14 protein-coding genes are annotated in these 15,593 nt (G+C 66.3%); all 14 read right to left on the bottom strand.

Annotated elements, in window-relative coordinates; genetic code table 11:
* Positions 1 to 122 precede the first annotated feature (122 nt).
* On the bottom strand, positions 123 to 458 hold the full coding sequence (locus tag AC1DIO_RS15230) for a hypothetical protein (RefSeq protein ID WP_441506646.1): 336 nt from the start codon (positions 456 to 458) through the stop codon (positions 123 to 125).
* A 105-nt stretch (positions 459 to 563) separates the two neighbouring features.
* On the bottom strand, positions 564 to 1,022 hold the full coding sequence (locus tag AC1DIO_RS15225; RefSeq protein ID WP_441506645.1) for a cupin domain-containing protein: 459 nt from the start codon (positions 1,020 to 1,022) through the stop codon (positions 564 to 566).
* Positions 1,023 to 1,036: 14 nt separating this feature from the next.
* On the bottom strand, positions 1,037 to 1,735 hold the full coding sequence (locus AC1DIO_RS15220; protein WP_441489102.1) for an ABC transporter ATP-binding protein: 699 nt from the start codon (positions 1,733 to 1,735) through the stop codon (positions 1,037 to 1,039).
* 2 nt (positions 1,736 to 1,737) lie between these two features.
* On the bottom strand, positions 1,738 to 2,487 hold the full coding sequence (locus AC1DIO_RS15215) for an ABC transporter ATP-binding protein (protein WP_476853623.1): 750 nt from the start codon (positions 2,485 to 2,487) through the stop codon (positions 1,738 to 1,740).
* Positions 2,480 to 3,475: a branched-chain amino acid ABC transporter permease gene (locus AC1DIO_RS15210; protein ID WP_441489104.1), complete on the bottom strand. Its 996-nt coding sequence runs from the start codon at positions 3,473 to 3,475 to the stop codon at positions 2,480 to 2,482. Before AC1DIO_RS15210 ends, AC1DIO_RS15215 begins: the two co-directional genes overlap by 8 nt.
* Positions 3,472 to 4,398, bottom strand: coding sequence for a branched-chain amino acid ABC transporter permease (locus AC1DIO_RS15205; RefSeq protein WP_069882119.1), 927 nt, complete (start codon positions 4,396 to 4,398; stop codon positions 3,472 to 3,474). Before AC1DIO_RS15205 ends, AC1DIO_RS15210 begins: the two co-directional genes overlap by 4 nt.
* A gap of 351 nt (positions 4,399 to 4,749) precedes the next feature.
* Positions 4,750 to 5,919 carry an ABC transporter substrate-binding protein gene (locus tag AC1DIO_RS15200; RefSeq protein WP_113515589.1) on the bottom strand — a complete coding sequence of 390 codons (1,170 nt, stop codon included), beginning with the start codon at positions 5,917 to 5,919 and terminating at the stop codon, positions 4,750 to 4,752.
* Between the two features lie 218 nt (positions 5,920 to 6,137).
* Entirely contained in the window at positions 6,138 to 7,217 is a 1,080-nt protein-coding gene (locus AC1DIO_RS15195) for a BMP family ABC transporter substrate-binding protein (RefSeq protein ID WP_476853622.1), read from the bottom strand.
* Between the two features lie 31 nt (positions 7,218 to 7,248).
* Positions 7,249 to 8,172 (bottom strand): ABC transporter permease, encoded by a 924-nt coding sequence (locus tag AC1DIO_RS15190; RefSeq protein WP_476853621.1) that lies wholly within the window; start codon positions 8,170 to 8,172, stop codon positions 7,249 to 7,251.
* Complete coding sequence (locus tag AC1DIO_RS15185; protein WP_476832033.1) at positions 8,169 to 9,248, bottom strand: ABC transporter permease; 1,080 nt, start codon at positions 9,246 to 9,248, stop codon at positions 8,169 to 8,171. Before AC1DIO_RS15185 ends, AC1DIO_RS15190 begins: the two co-directional genes overlap by 4 nt.
* Positions 9,241 to 10,806, bottom strand: a complete 1,566-nt coding sequence (locus AC1DIO_RS15180) for an ABC transporter ATP-binding protein (protein ID WP_441506641.1) — start codon at positions 10,804 to 10,806, stop codon at positions 9,241 to 9,243. Before AC1DIO_RS15180 ends, AC1DIO_RS15185 begins: the two co-directional genes overlap by 8 nt.
* Positions 10,787 to 11,665, bottom strand: a complete 879-nt coding sequence (gene xdhC, locus AC1DIO_RS15175; protein WP_476853620.1) for a xanthine dehydrogenase accessory protein XdhC — start codon at positions 11,663 to 11,665, stop codon at positions 10,787 to 10,789. The genes AC1DIO_RS15180 and xdhC overlap by 20 nt, the downstream gene beginning before the upstream one ends.
* The gene (gene xdhB / locus AC1DIO_RS15170) at positions 11,662 to 14,013 is read right to left on the bottom strand and encodes a xanthine dehydrogenase molybdopterin binding subunit (protein WP_476853619.1); all 2,352 of its coding nucleotides are present in this window, start codon (positions 14,011 to 14,013) and stop codon (positions 11,662 to 11,664) included. The genes xdhC and xdhB overlap by 4 nt, the downstream gene beginning before the upstream one ends.
* Positions 14,006 to 15,484 carry a xanthine dehydrogenase small subunit gene (xdhA, locus tag AC1DIO_RS15165; protein WP_476853618.1) on the bottom strand — a complete coding sequence of 493 codons (1,479 nt, stop codon included), beginning with the start codon at positions 15,482 to 15,484 and terminating at the stop codon, positions 14,006 to 14,008. Before xdhA ends, xdhB begins: the two co-directional genes overlap by 8 nt.
* Between the last annotated feature and the right edge of the window lie 109 nt (positions 15,485 to 15,593).

Raw genomic sequence — 15,593 nt, 5'->3', positions numbered from 1 at the left:
TTAACCTTAACGGCTGTTCAGCAGATTCCTCTGGGCACGGCTCGGCACGCGTTGTCCTTCCAGCACGCTGCATGTCGGATCGTGGCGGATGCTCGAACGCGGAGGGCAGGGGGCCGCGAAAATCAATCGTCGTCATCGTCGTCTTCGCGATAGCGGCGATATCCCCGGTAGCGCGGATAGTCGTCATCATCGTCAAGCCGACGGCGCCCGAAGCGATAGTCCTCGCCATAGGGGCCAAGCCGCCCACGCGGGCGGCTGCTCGGATAGCAGCCGCGATAGTCGCAGGTGCTTTCGGTGTAGACGCCGCTGCGCGGATTGATGCAGCGGAATTCATTGCAGCGCATCTGGGCCAGCGTGAGCGGCAGGCCCGTTTCGCCAGGCGCCGGGAGCGGCATCGCTGCCGCGTTGCCCGCCGCGAACGCGGCGAGCAAGCCAAGGGAAAGCGTCGCCTTCCTCATGTTTCATCCTCCATCATTGCTCGGCAGACTAGTGCCGGCAGATGAACGCAGGATGCACGGGCACGGGTTCCGCACGGGCCGGTTTCTTCCCCGCCGCGGGGTTTGTCACGCCCCGTCTGGAGGCGGCGGCAGGAAGTCGATCTCGTATTTGGCGGCGAGCGCGACGACCTCCGCGGGGTTCTGCTCCGGCATCGAATGGATCGCCCAGAACAGGTCGTAGAGCCGGCCGGTGGGGGCGACCCAGAACAGGCATTTGGCCGGGCTGTCGCTCTTGTTGAAGATGCCGTGCGGAACGTTGCGCGGCAGGCGGATCAGGTCGCCGGGCAAGGCATGCGCTTCCTCTCCGTCGAGAACGAGATCAAGCCGGCCTTCGAGCAGATAGATGAACTCATCCTGCGTCGGGTGGACATGCGGCGGCACGAAGGTCCCGGGCGGGAAGATCGCATGCCAGGAGAAACTATCCTCGCTCAGCGTCTTCGGGACATAGGTCTGGCCGAGAATATTCCATGAGATGGCATCGATGCCCTGATTGGCCCTCGTCACGCCGGCTGTCAGTGGCTTCATCGGTCTCTCCTTCTCTAAAGATGCAGGAAGCGATCCTTCACAGCACTGTCGCTGCGCAAGTCGTCGCTCGATCCGCGCCAGACGACGCGGCCCTTTTCCAGGACGATATGCCGGTCGGCGATCCTGGCCAGCGCATCGACATTCTTGTCGATGACCAGGATCGATTCGCCATCAGCCTTCAGCGCGGCAAGGCAGGACCAGATCTCCTGGCGGATGATCGGCGCCAGCCCTTCCGTCGCCTCGTCGAGAATGACCAGTTTGGGGTTGGTCATCAGGGCCCGGCCGATCGCCAGCATCTGCTGCTCGCCGCCGGAAAGCTGGTTGCCGCGATTGGTTCGCCTCTCCTTGAGGCGCGGCAGGAACGTGTAGATGCGCTCGACATCCCAGCGCGGCTTGCCGAAGCGGCTGGCTGCCGTGGCGATCAGATTTTCTTCCACGCTGAGCGTCGGAAAGATCTGGCGGCCTTCAGGCACCAGCCCGATTCCGGCCTGCGCGATCCGGAAGGGTGGAGCGCCGGTCAGGTCGCGGCCGGAGACGCTGATGCGGCCGGCCTTCGCCGGAATCAGGCCCATGATGGCGCGGATCGTCGTGGTCTTGCCCATGCCGTTGCGGCCGAGCAAGGTCACCACCTCGCCCTCGGCGATCGCGAGATCAACGCCGAACAGGATCTGCGCTTCGCCATAGCCGGCATCCAGAGCTTCGACGACGAGCATGCCTAGCCCTCCTCGCCGAGATAGGCTTCGCGCACGGTCGGGTCGGCACGGACGGCGGCCGGTTCACCAGAGGCGATGACCCGGCCATAGACCAGCACGCTGACCCTGTCCGCGAGCGCGAACACCGCCTCCATGTCGTGTTCGACCAGCAGCATGGCGTAGCGACCCTTGAGGCTCTTCAGCAGCGCGATCAGGCGTGCGCCTTCCTCGTGCCCGACACCGGCCAGCGGCTCGTCGAGCAGAATCGCGGCGGGCTCGAGGGTCAGTGCCATCGCAATCTCGAGCGCGCGTTTCTCGCCATGCGAGAGCCGGCCGGCCGGCACATGCGCGCGCTCGCCGAGACCGACCGCTTCGATTGCCGCCCAGGCGGGACCGTTCAGGCGCTCGTCGCGGGCGGCGTTGCGGAACAGCGCCAGCGGATGCGTCGCCCGCGCCTGCACGCTGAGAGCCACATTCTCCAGCACCGAGAGCGAAGCGATGGTCGAGGTGATCTGGAAGGTGCGCGCGAGCCCGCCGCGCGCGCGCTTCTCCGGCGATAGTCCGGTGATGTCGGCGCCGCGAAAGCGAATGCTGCCGGCATCCGGGCGCAGCATGCCGGAGATCTGGTGCACGAGCGTGGTCTTGCCGGCGCCGTTCGGGCCGATCAGGGCATGCAATTCGCCGGGAGCGACGGAGAAACTGACGCCATCGGTCACCTTCAGCGCACCGAAGGACTTGCGAACGCCATCGAGGGCGAGGACGGGCTCAGCCATCGCTGCGTCCCCGTATCCTTGCGAGGATGCCGACGATGCCGCCGCGTGTGAACAGCACGAAGAGAACGATGAGAGGCCCGAAGATCGCCTTCCAGTGTTCGGTGATCCCGGCGAGCACATCCTCGGCGAAGAGAAAGGCAAGCGCGCCGATGATCGCGCCATGCAGGGAGCCGACACCGCCGAGCACGACCATGAAGATCAGTTCGCCCGAGCGCTGCCAGGACATGAAGGCGGGGCTGACGAATTCCGTCTGGTTGGCGAGGAAGAAGCCGGACAGGCCCGCGATCATGCCGCTGATGACATAGGCGATCAGGCGCACGCGTCCGACATCGTAGCCGGTCACGGTCACGCGCGTCGCGTTCTCGCGCGCCGCGCGCAGCACGCGGCCGAAGCGGGAGGCGACGATGATGCGGACCAGCCCGTAGCAGCCGATGAGTGCGCCCAGCACGATGTAGAAGAAGCCGGTCCGGCTTGCCGCGATGTCGAGGCCGGCGATCGTGCTGCGGGCATAGAGCGTCAGGCCATCGTCGCCGCCATAGGCCGAGAGCGCCTGCGCCAGGAAGAACACCATTTGCCCGAAGGCCAGCGTGATCATGATGAAGGCGACGCCGCGCGTGCGCAGCGAGACCGCGCCCGTGACCGCCGCGAAGATGGCGCAGACGACGAGGAGCACGGGCAGGATCAGCAGGGTCTCGGTGCGACCCTCGGTGATCATGATGCCGGTCACATAGGCGCCAATGCCGATGAAGGCGGCATGCCCGAAGGAGACCAGCCCGCCGACACCGAGGATGAGGTCGAGCGACAGGGCCGCGATCGCGAAGATCATCGCCCGCGTCAGCAATGACAGCCAATGCGCTGGGACGCCGAGCGAGACGGCGACCGGGGCAAGCGCGAGCGCCGCGAAGAGCACCAGCGCCAGGACGGAGCGCGATCTTGGTCGGGATGGGATGGACCCGGCTGCGCCGGCGATGGTGGGCGCCGCGCTCATGTCCGGCCCTTGGCGGGCAACAGGCCTTCGGGACGCACGAACAGGACGATGGCCATCACCAGGTAGATCAGCATCGAGGAGAGAGCGGCTCCCGTCGCACGGGCCGAGGGGGCGCTCATGAACAGGCGCAGCAGGTCATTCATGAAGGAGCGCCCGAGCGTGTCGACCAGTCCGACGATCAGCGCACCGACGAAGGCGCCGCGGATCGAGCCGATGCCGCCAACGACGATGACGACGAAGGCGAGGATCAGCACCGTGTCGCCCATGCCGGGCTCGACCGAGAGGATCGGCGCCGCCATCGCGCCGGCAAATCCGGCCAGCATGGTTCCGAAGGCGAAGACGACCATGAAGAGCTTGCGGATATCGACACCGAGTGCCGAAACCATTGGCGCGTTCGAGGCCCCGGCCCGCAACAGCATGCCGGTACGCGTCCGCTCGACGATGAACCAGAGCAATCCGCCGACCGCGAGCCCGGCGCCGATCAGGGCGAAGCGATAGGTCGGATAGAGAATGCCGTCCATCAAGCGCACAGAGCCCGAGAGGAATTCCGGGACCGGGACGGAGAGAGGCGCCGCACCCCAGACGATCTTGACGCCCTGGTTCAGGAGCAGGATGAGCCCGAAGGTCGCGAGAACCTGGTCGAGATGGTCGCGTTCATAGAGATGGCGGAAGACCAGGAATTCGAGGGCTAGCCCGATGACGAGCGCAGCCGCCAGGGCGAGCAGCAGCCCCAGCACGAAGCTTCCGGTCAGCCCGACGAAGGTCACGGCGAGATAGGCCCCCAGCATGTACTGCACGCCATGGGCCAGGTTGATGAAATCCATGACGCCGAAGACCAGCGTCAGCCCCGCTGCCACCAGGAACAGCAGGATGCCGAGCTGCAACCCGTTCAGGATCTGGACGATGAGGAGACTGGTGGTCATCAGCTCGATATTCGTTGGCCGGCGCGGGGCGCCCCTTGATCACGCTGCGTTTGGACAAAGTCGTCCAACGCAGAAAACGCGATCGATTCTCATAATTTAGAGCATGCCGAATGCGAAAACCGTCGCAACTTTTCGCAGCATGCTAGGCGGGCGCAGCGAGACGCAAGTCAGGCACGGGCGGGCGTCCGTCCCCGGAAAGGGCAGGGGCGGCGGCGAGGGTGAGGATGTCGCCAAGGGGAGCTGATGTCCTGCTCCGATGACAGGCGGCTGCTCTCCGGCACCCTGCCATCATCCAAGCTCTTCTCTCCTCCCAGAGAGACGAAGGGACATGAGCTCCCCCGGGCAGTCTCCTCACTTCAGCGCGCAATCCTTCGCATGCGGGTCGGCATAGTCCGAGAACACCTTCTGCGCGATCTCGGTCTGGAACTTGCCGTCGGCGCGCTTGGCGACCTTGACCAGATAGAAGTCCTGGATCGGGTAGCCATTGCTGTTGAACTTGAAGTTGCCGCGCAGCGACTTGAAGTCGGCCTTCCGGATCGCGGCCCGCAGCTTGTCCTTGTCGGCCGTGCCGCCGGCACCCTTGACCGCCGAGTCGATCAGCAAGGCGGCATCATAAGCCTGCATGGCGTAGGAGCCGGGGACGATCTTGTAGGCAGCCTCGTAATCCGCGACGAACTTCTTGTTCTGCGGATTGTCCATATTGGGCGCCCAGGTCATGCCGCCGAAGAGGCCGACCGCAGCGTCCTGCTGTGCCGGCAGGGTCGATTCATCGACCGTGAAGGCGGAGAGGAAAGGGATCTTGCCCTGCAGGCCGGCCTGCGACCACTGCTTGACCAGATTGACGCCGAGACCGCCCGGCATGAAGGCGAAGACGACGTCGGGCTTGGCCGAGGCGATCTTGGCGAGCTCCGCCGAGAAATCGAGCTGGTTCAGCGGGACATAGACCTCGTCGACCACCTCGCCCTTGAAGTAGTTCTTGAAGCCGGCGAGCGAGTCCTTACCCGCCTGGTAGTTCGGCGCCATGATGTAGGCGCGCTTGAAGCCCTGGTCCTGAGCGTATTTGCCGAGCACCTCGTGGACCTGGTCGTTCTGGTACGAGGTCACGAAGAAGTTCTGGTGGCAGGCCTTGCCTGCAAGTGTCGAAGGGCCGGCATTCGGGCTGATCAGCACCGCGCCGGAGTCCAGGACTGGCTTGGCGATGGCGCCCAGAATGTTCGAGAAGACCGGTCCGACGACGAAATCGACCTTGCCGCCCTCGACGAAGCCGCGAACCTTGCCGACCGCGACATCGGGCTTGAGCTCGTCATCGATCACCGTGATCTGCACCGGCCGTCCGCCGAGCTTGCCGCCCATCTGGTCGACTGCGAGCTGGAAGCCGTCGCGCAATTGCTGGCCAAGGGCTGCCTGCGGGCCGGAAAGAACGCTGACGACGCCGATCTTGATCGGCTCCTGGGCCTGTGCGCCGGCAACTCCCAGCGCGACGAGCGCCGTGCCGATAGACAATGCGAGTTTGAGCTTCATGTCCGATGTMCTCCCGGGACCTGCAAGGAGCCTACTGGCCGGCGGAGATCCCCATCCCCTTCCGGCTCGTATGGTCCTCATTTTGTTTCAAGCTTAAAATATCTGCAAGAGGCTTTGATGCTGAATCGTTCKGGGCGTCATGCCGCCTCCGTCATTCCCGTCAGCCGAAGTCTCGATCCGGCTGCCGGGGTGACGTCAGGATAGGTTGGCCTGCGCGCTCAGGCCTGCACGCCGTCGACATACCAGTCCATCTTCGACAGCATCTCGTCGGGGGCGGTCTCGCCGGCCTTGAGGCGCAGCACGCCCTTCTGGTCCTTGAGCTCGCCGGTGAAGGGGTGGAGCGTGCCGGCAACGATGCCCTTCTGGACTTCTTCCGCGCCTGCGCGTGCGGCTGGCGTCATCGCGGGATTGAACGGGGCGAGCTTGACGAAGCCGTCCTTGATCCCGCCCCAGACGTCGCCCGACTTCCAGCTGCCGTCCATGACGTCCTTGACGCGCTTGATGTAGTAGCCCGACCAGTCGTCGACGATCGCCGAGAGATGCGCCTTGGGCGCGAAGGCGCTCATGTCGGACGCCTGGCCGAAGGCGAAGACGCCGCGCTGCTCGGCCGCCTGCAGGGCGGCGGGGCTGTCGGTATGCTGGGTGATCACATCGGCGCCCTGGTCGATCAGCGCCTTGGCGGCGTCGGCTTCCTTGGCCGGGTCGTACCAGGTCGAGGCCCAGATGACCTTGGTCTTGAAGTTCGGGTTGACCTTGCGGGCGGCGAGCGTGAAGGCGTTGATGCCCATCACGACCTCCGGAATCGGGAAGGAGGCGATGTAGCCGGCCTGGCCGCTCTTCGACATGTGGCCCGCGATCGTGCCGATCACGGCGCGGCCCTCGTAGAAGCGGGCATTGTAGGTCGCGACGTTCTCGGCGCGCTGATAGCCGGTGGCGTGCTCGAATTTCAGCTTCGGGAACTGCTTTGCGACCTGGATGGTCGGGTTCATGAAACCGAAGGAGGTCGCGAAGATCAGCTGGTTGCCGGCCTGCGCCAGCTGGCGCAGCGCGCGCGCCGCATCCGGCCCCTCAGCGACGTTCTCGATGAAGCTGGTCTTGATCTTGTCGCCATACTGCTTCTCGAGCGCCTTGCGGCCCTGATCATGCGTCCAGCTCCAGCCGTGATCGCCGATCGGACCGACATAGATGAAGCCGACACCCAGTGGCGCCTGCGCAAAGGCGCTGCGGCCGAGCAGGGGCAGGGCGGACGCCGCGGCGCCGCCGGCAACGAGCGTGCGGCGGGTGATGATGGATGACATGGTTGTTCTCCCCACGGGGTTGGCGGCGCCGTCAGGACGCCGAGAAGGGTTTGCCGAGACATGCGGGCGCGTCGAGCCGGCCCGTCTTGCGACCGAGCGACATCATCGTCAGAACCAGGATTGTCGCAAGATAGGGGGCCATCGCCAGCACCTCCGGCGCGAGCCAGGTGATGCCGGCAGCCTTGGCCTGAAGCTCGAAGGTCATCACCGCGCCGAAGAGATAGGCCCCGAGCAGGAGCCGGCCGGGTTTCCAGGCGGAGAAGACGACGAGCGCGAGCGCGATCCAGCCGCGCCCGGCGGTGAGGCGGTCAGCCCACATCGGCGTCAGCGCCAGCGAGAAATAGGCGCCGCCGAGGCCCGCCAGCGCGCCGCCGAAGGCGATCGCCGCATAGCGGATGCCAATGACGGGATAGCCGATGGCATGGGCCGAGGCGTCATTCTCGCCGACCGCCCGCAGGATCAATCCGGCGCGCGTCCTGCGCAGGAAGAGGCTCACGCCGAGAACCAGGGCAAGCGAGAGATAGACGATGATGTCGTGCCCGAAGAGCGCACGCAGCCAGGGATGGCTGGAAAGCGCTTCGGGAAACAGGGGCCCCAGACGATCGATCGTGCGGCCGACAAAGCCGGCGCCGATCAGCGAGGAGGCGCCGACGCCGAAAATCGTCAGCGCCAGGCCCGTCGCGACCTGGTTCGCGGTCAGGCTGAGCGTCAGCACGGCGAAGATCATCGCGGTTGCGATGCCGGCGATAACGGAGGCAATGAGGCCGAGCGCAACGCTGCCGGTGCTGAAGGCGACCGCGAAACCGGCGACGGCCCCGGTCAGCATMATGCCCTCKACACCGAGATTGAGCACGCCCGACTTCTCGACGACGAGCTCGCCKAGCGCCGCGAGCAGGATCGGTGTCGACGCTGCGACGAGCGTCATGATGATCGAGACCAGGATGACGCTGTTCATCGCGGCACCACTTTCGCCGGCCTCGCCCGGAAGGCGATGCGATAACGGACCAGCACATCGGTCGCGAGCAGGAAGAACAGCAGCATCGCCTGGAACATGCCGGTCGCGGCCTGGGGCAGGCGCACGGTCGTCTGGGCGATCTCGCCGCCGACATAGGTTGCCGCCAGAACGACGCCGCCGAGCACGATGCCCAGCGGGTGCAGGCGGCCGAGGAAGGCGACGATGATGGCGGTGAACCCGTAGCCGACCGGGAACTGCGGGGTAAGCTGGCTGAACGGGCCTGCAGCCTCGAAGATGCCGGCAAGACCCGCAAGGCCGCCGCCGATCAGCAACGTCACCCAGGTCGTCCGTTCGGCGCTGAAGCCGCCGTGACGCGCCGCAGCCGGTGCGAGCCCGACAACCTTCACCGCATAGCCCGCGGTCGTCTTCTCCAACACCAGCCAGGCAATGACGGCAATGACGAGTGCGAGCGGAATGCCGAGATGGACGAGCGTCTCGGGGATGACGACCGGCAGCGTCTGATCGGCCGTGAACATCCGCGTCTGCGGGAAGTTGAAGCCGTCCGGATCCTTCCACGGGCCGCGCACGAGATAATACAGCACCTGCACCGCGACATAGGTCAGCATCAGGCTGGTCAGGATTTCGCTGACCTGAAGCCTGACGCGCAGCAGCGCCGGGACCGCAGCCCAGGCCATGCCGCCGAGGATGCCGGCGAGAGCCATGGCCGGCAGGATCCACCAGCCGCTCATCTCATAGGTGGCGAGGGCAACGCCGGTGCCGGCGATGGCGCCCATGATGTACTGGCCCTCGGCGCCGATATTCCAGACATTGGCGCGAAAACCGATGGCGAGGCCGAGCGCGATCATCACCAGCGGCGCCGCCTTGACGCCGAGATCCGGCCAGCGATGCGGCTCGAGGAAGGGTACGAGAAAGAAGTCGAAGACCGCGGTCAGCCCGTCATAACCCATCGCCGTGAAGACCAACGCGCCGGTCGCCATGGTGAGCGCGATCGCGATCAGCGGGCTCAGATAGAGCATCGCCCGGCTTGGTTCGCGGCGGCGGCGCCATTCAAGCATGAAGCGGCGCTCCCTCGGGCTGGGCTGCGCCGTGAATGCCGCCCATCATCAGGCCGATCTCGTCGATCGCGAGCTCCGCGACCGGGCGGGGCGGCGAGAGCCGGCCCTCGTTGATGACGCTGAGCCGGTCTGCCAGCTCGAGCAGTTCATCGAGGTCCTGCGAGATCACCACGACCGCAGAGCCCTTCGCCGCCAGATCGACCAGCGCCTGCCGGATCGCCGCTGCGGCGCCCGCATCGACCCCCCAGGTCGGCTGCGAGACCACGAGGACACCTGGTTCCTGGCCGATCTCGCGGCCCATGATGAATTTCTGCAGATTGCCGCCGGACAATGAGCGGGCCGGAGAGCCTGGACCGGTGGTGCGCACATCGAACCGGCCGATGACGGCCTGGGCGAAGCGCCGAACCGCTCCGAGGCGGATAAAGCCGCGAGGTGCCAGTGGCAGCCGGTAGCGCGCCGTCAGGATGGCATTCTCGGCCAGCGAGAAATCCGGCACKGCGGCGTGTCCGTTGCGCTCCTCCGGAACGCAGGCGAGGCCGGCGCTGCGCCTCTCGCCCGCTCCCTCGCTGCCGACGGGCTTGCCGTCGAGCATGATGGCGTTCGGCACCGCACTGAGGCGCTCGCCGGACAGCGCGCCGAGCAGCTCGGCCTGGCCATTGCCGGCGACGCCGGCGATGCCGAGGATCTCGCCGGCCCGTGCCTCGAAACTGATGTCGCGCAAGCTCGTGCCGAAAGGCGGTTCGCCGGGCAGGGAGAGACCAGACACGATCAGTCGGCGCTTGCCGATCCTGCCGGAATGGGCGTTCTCGATCTGCCGCAATTCGGCGCCGATCATCAGCTCGGCCATGCGCCGTGTCGTCTCCTGCCGCGGGTCGCAGGTCGCGACGACCCGGCCGGCGCGCAGGATCGTGGCGGTGTCGCACAAGGCTTTGATCTCGTGTAGCTTGTGGCTGATGTAGAGGATCGAGCAGCCTTCGGACGCGATCTGCCGCAAGGTCTCGAACAGACGCTCGACCTCCTGCGGTGTCAGGACCGAAGTCGGCTCATCCATGATCAGGAGCTTCGGCTTCTGCAGCAGGCAGCGGACGATCTCGATGCGCTGCCGTTCGCCGACCGAGAGCGTATGGACCTCGCGCTCGGGATCGAGCGGCAGCGAATAGCTCTGCAGAACCTTGGCGACGCGGGTCTTCAGCTCCTCGCGATCCACGGCCTCGTCGAGGCCGAGCGCGATGTTCTCGATCACGGTCATCGCGTCGAACAGCGAGAAATGCTGGAAGACCATGCCGATGCCGAGCCGCCGCGCCGCCTTGGGCGAGGGGACCGAAACAGGCCGGCCATCCCAGGAGATGCTGCCCGAATCGGCCTGCTGAACGCCGTAGATGACCTTGACCAGCGTCGACTTGCCCGCTCCGTTCTCGCCGAGCAGGGCGTGGATCTCGCCGGGCTTCACGCTGAAGCTGATGTCGTCATTGGCTTTCACGCCGGGAAAGCTCTTGGAGATGCCCGACAGCACGAGCCGGGGCGGCGTATCCGTCCTGTCATGCGGCGACGCCGTCATCTCCTGCCCTTCTCCCCGGACCCTGTCGGCCCTGCGCCACGCTTTGCCCGGAAGCCTGTTGCTTGGCAAGCAAGCTCCGCACCAGTTCGGCTGCCGTCAAGGCGGCGATGACCTCAGGGCGCTTGTCGTCCACATCATCCCCGCCGATCGGGCAGGTCAGGCGCGCCAGGGCATCGCTTGCAGGGTGCCGGCGGCGGAAGCTGGCAGCGAAGCGAGCGCGCTTCGTCGCCGAGCCTATCATGCCGACATAGGCGGCATCCCCGCGCAGGAGCGCAGCCTCGGTCAGCCGGTAGTCGAGCGCATGGCTGTGCGAAAGGATCACGAAGGCGGTGCCGGGCTGGGCCGATGTGATCGCCTCGACCGGGTCGTCCAGTCGTAGCGGTGCGACACCAACGGGAAGATCGTGCATCTGGGTTTCGCGGTCGTCGATCAGAATGACCGTCAGCGGCAGGCGCATGAGGGCCTCGGCAAGCGCGCGCCCGGTATGGCCGGCGCCGAGGATGAGGACGGCAGGCTGCGCTGCGCACCTTGCCGCTTCGGCGGCCTGGAGAGTCGCGAGATGGCACGGCCTGGCCCGCTCCAGCACGACACCGACCCGGCCGCCGCAGCACTGGCCCATTTGCGGCCCAAGCGGAATATCGAGGCGTCGCGAGGTCTCGCCGCTCGCCAGCATCTCAAGGGCGATGTCGGCGCAGTGGAATTCGAGCTGGCCGCCGCCGATCGTCCCGGAATTGCCCTCGGCGGTGACGACCATCGTCGCGCCGGTTTCGCGTGGGGTCGATCCTTCGGCGCGCTCGATGCTGACAAGGATGGCGCCTTGCTCGAGATGGGCTTCGAGGAAAGTCGCCAGCCCGGTCATGGCGCCGCGCCCCGTACCTGTTCCCGCATGCGGTCGACCGCATCGAGTACACGCTCCGGCGTCGCCGGCGCGTCGAGACGGGGACAGAAGCGATGATTGCCGACGCTCGCGACCGCGTCCGACAAGGCGTGGAGCACGCTGATCGCCAGCATCAGCGGCGGCTCCCCGACCGCCTTGGAACGGTGGATCGTCGGCTCGCGATTGGGGGCGTTCTCGAGCAGGTCGACATTGAAGATCCGCGGCCGGTCGGAGGCGACGGGGATCTTGTAGGTCGAGGGCGCATGGGTCTTGAGCCGGCCGTTGTCGTCCCACCAGAGTTCCTCGGTGGTGAGCCAGCCCATGCCCTGCACGAAGCCGCCCTCGATCTGGCCCTTGTCGATCGCCGGGTTCAGCGAGGTGCCGCAATCATGCAGGATGTCGACCCGCTCGACCTTGTATTCGCCGGTGAGCGTGTCGATCGCGACTTCGGCCGCAGCCGCGCCATAGGCGAAATAATAGAACGGGTGGCCACGCCCGGCCTTGCGATCCCAATGGATCTTCGGCGTCGCGTAGAAGCCGGTCGCCGAGAGCTGGACGCGGGCCATGTAGGCTGCCGCGACGAATTCGGCGAAACTCATCTCCTGCGTGCCGATCCTGATCCGGCCCGGCAGGAAGGCAATCTCCTCGGCTGAAACCTCCCAGCGCTTCGACGCGAAGGCGATGAGCCGCGCCTTGATCGTCTCGCAGGCATCGAGCGCGGCCATGCCGTTGAGATCGGAGCCGGAGGAGGCGGCTGTCGCCGAGGTGTTCGGCACCTTTCCGGTGGTCGTCGCGGTGATCTTGATCCGGTCGAGGCCGATCCCGAAAGCCTGCGCCACGACCTGCGCCACCTTCACATAGAGGCCCTGGCCCATCTCGGTACCGCCATGGTTCAGCGCCACCGTGCCGTCCGTGTAGACATGCACCAGGGCGCCTGCCTGATTGTACCAGGTCGCGGTGAAGGAGATGCCGAACTTGACCGGGGTCAGCGCGATGCCACGCTTGATGACCGGGCTCTTGCGGTTGGCCTCACGGATCCCCGCCTGGCGCGCGCGGTAATCGCAACGCCGTTCAAGTTCGGCGATCACGTCGCCGGCGATATTGTCCTCGACCTGCTGGTGATAGGGCGTGATGTCGCGGCCGACCGCGCCATAGAGATTGCGCCTGCGGATCTCGAGCGGGTCGAGCCCGGTCGCAAAGGCAACCTCCTCGATGAAGCGTTCCGCTCCGACCATGCCCTGGGGGCCGCCGAAGCCGCGAAAGGCCGTGTTCGAAACGGTGTTGGTCCGCAGGGGCTGCGAACGTCCGCGCACCGCCGGGTAGAAATAGCAATTGTCCATGTGGAACAGCGCGCGGTCGGTGACCGGGCCCGAGAGATCGGCGTTCCAGCCGCAGCGCGCCGCATAGACCGCGTCCACCGCGTGAATATGCCCCTCGTCATCGAAGCCGATCTCGTAATCGACCACGAAATCATGGCGTTTGCCGGTGATGACCATGTCGTCGTCGCGGTCAGGCCGGAGCTTTACCGGGCGCTTCAGCTTGCTGGCGGCGAGTGCGGCGACGCAGGCGAAGAGATTGGCCTGCGTCTCCTTGCCGCCAAAGCCGCCACCCATGCGCCGGACCTCGATGGTGACGGCGTGGGAGCCGACGGCGAGCACCTGCGCGACCATGTGCTGGACTTCGCTCGGATGCTGCGTCGAGGACAGCACCAGCATGTCTTCGTCCTCGCCGGGGATGGCGAGCGCGATCTGGCTCTCCAGATAGAAATGATCCTGCCCGCCGATCTCCATCGACCCCTTGAGCCGGCGCGGGCTGGCAGCAAGCGCTTCCGCGACATCGCCGCGCTCCAGCTTCAGCGGGTCGGTGACAAGCTCGCCGCCGGCCGCGCGGGCCGCTGCGACATCCAGCAACGGAGCGGCTTCCTCATAGGCCGCCTTGGCCAGCGCGGCGGCGCGGCGCGCCAGATCCCGGGTTTCCGCGATGACCGCGAAAAGCGGTTGCCCGTGATGCAGGATAGTCTGCGTCGTGAAGACAGGCTCGTCATGTCGATGCGTCGAGCTGATGTCGTTCGCGCCCGGAATATCCTCGGCCGTCAGCACCGTGAGGACGCCGGGTGCCGTGCGCACGGCCGCGAGGTCGAGCGATATCAGCCGCCCATGTGCGACCTGGGAAAGCCCGAGATAGGCATGCGCGAGGCCGGCCGGCTCGGCGATATCGTCGATATAGAGGGCTTCACCCGCGACATGCTTGGCGGCGGAATCATGATTGCTGGTCCGGCCGAGCGGCCCGGCCACGACCTCGGTCTCAAGCCGTTTGCGCGCGTCAGCCATGGGCAGCCTCCGCAAGCAGGCCCGCGACGCGCGTGTCGACGTCAGGCGCCGTCGTTTCGATCAGGAACCGGCGCAGGAGATTGGCGGCCACCTTCAGCCGGTACGCCGCCGAGGCGCGCATGTCGGTCAGCGGTGTGAAATCCCGGGGCAGGGCGGCGATGGCGGCAGCGACCGCAGCCTCGTCCCAATCCCTCCCGAGCAGCGCGGCTTCCGCGGCGGCGGCCCGTTTCGGGATACCGGCCATGCCGCCATAGGCGAGCCGTGCCTCGCTCACCCGATTGGCTTCGTCGAGATGCAGCAGGAAGGCGCCGCACACCGCCGAGATATCCTCGTCGAAGCGCTTTGAGATCTTCGAAATGTGGAACAGAGCGTCATTCTGCAGTTTCGGCACCAGCACGGCCTCGACGAATTCGCCTGGCTTCCGGTCCTGGCTGCGATAGTCGAGGAAGAAGGCTTCCAGCGGCAGCGCGCGTCGCTCGCTGCCGCGCCGCAGCAGCAGCGTTGCACCAAGCGCAATCAACGCAGGCGGTAGATCGCCGATCGGTGAGCCATTGGCGATATTGCCGCCGATCGTCCCGGCATTGCGCACCTGCTCGCCGCCGAAGCGGCGCATCAGCTCGTCGAGCTGCGGCGAGAGCACCGCGAGTGCCGTGCGGACATCGATATGGTTCGCCATGGCGCCGATGCGCAGATGATCGCCCTCGTCGCTGATTGGACGCAGGTCCTCGACGCGGCCGAGATGGATGATGGTTTGCGGCTGCTGCATCCCCTTGGTGATCCAGAGACCGACATCGGTCGCGCCGGCGACGAGAACGGCCTCGGGATGGGAGATGACGAGATCGGCGAGGGCATCGGCCGTCGCCGGCGACAGGAAGCGTCGCGTGCCATGGGCGAGTGTCAGCGTCTCCTGATCCGCGAAAGCGTGCAGCCGGGCGGCGATGCCGGGCACCGAAAGCGCGAAGCGATCCTGCGTCCGGTCGGCGTGTTCGTAGAGGCGACGGGCCGCGGTAATGATCGGCTCGTAGCCGGTACAGCGGCAGAGATTGCCCGCGAGCGCGTCCTCGATTCGCCCCAGCTCCGGCGCCGGCTCGTTCAGCCAGAGCGCAAGGAGCGACATCACGAAGCCCGGCGTGCAGAAGCCGCATTGCGAGCCGTGGCAATCGACCATCGCCTGCTGCACCGGGTGCAGACGGCCGTCCGCGCCCTTCAGGTGCTCGATGGTGAGCAGATGGCAGCCATCGAGCGTCGGCAGGAAGCGGATGCAGGCGTTGATCGCCTCATAGCGCAATCGGCCGCCGTCGAGTCGTCCGACGACGACGGTGCAGGCTCCGCAATCGCCTTCGGCGCAGCCTTCCTTCGTGCCGGTCCGGCGGCGCTCGAGGCGCAGCCAGTCGAGCAGCGTCTGGGTCGGATCGCTGGACGCGATCTCGACCAGCTCATCGCCGTAGAGGAAGCGCACTATCTCACGCATGGCGGCCCGGCCGCTCACAGATCCAAATCATGCCTCCAGATTAGGCATGTTCGACGCTTGGCCGAAAGCTTTGATTTGGTGCAGATATGACGTGATTTTGAGCCGGAGC

Source organism: Allobosea sp. 05T439 (assembly GCF_056396005.1).
This window is presented reverse-complemented; position numbering and strand designations above follow the sequence as displayed.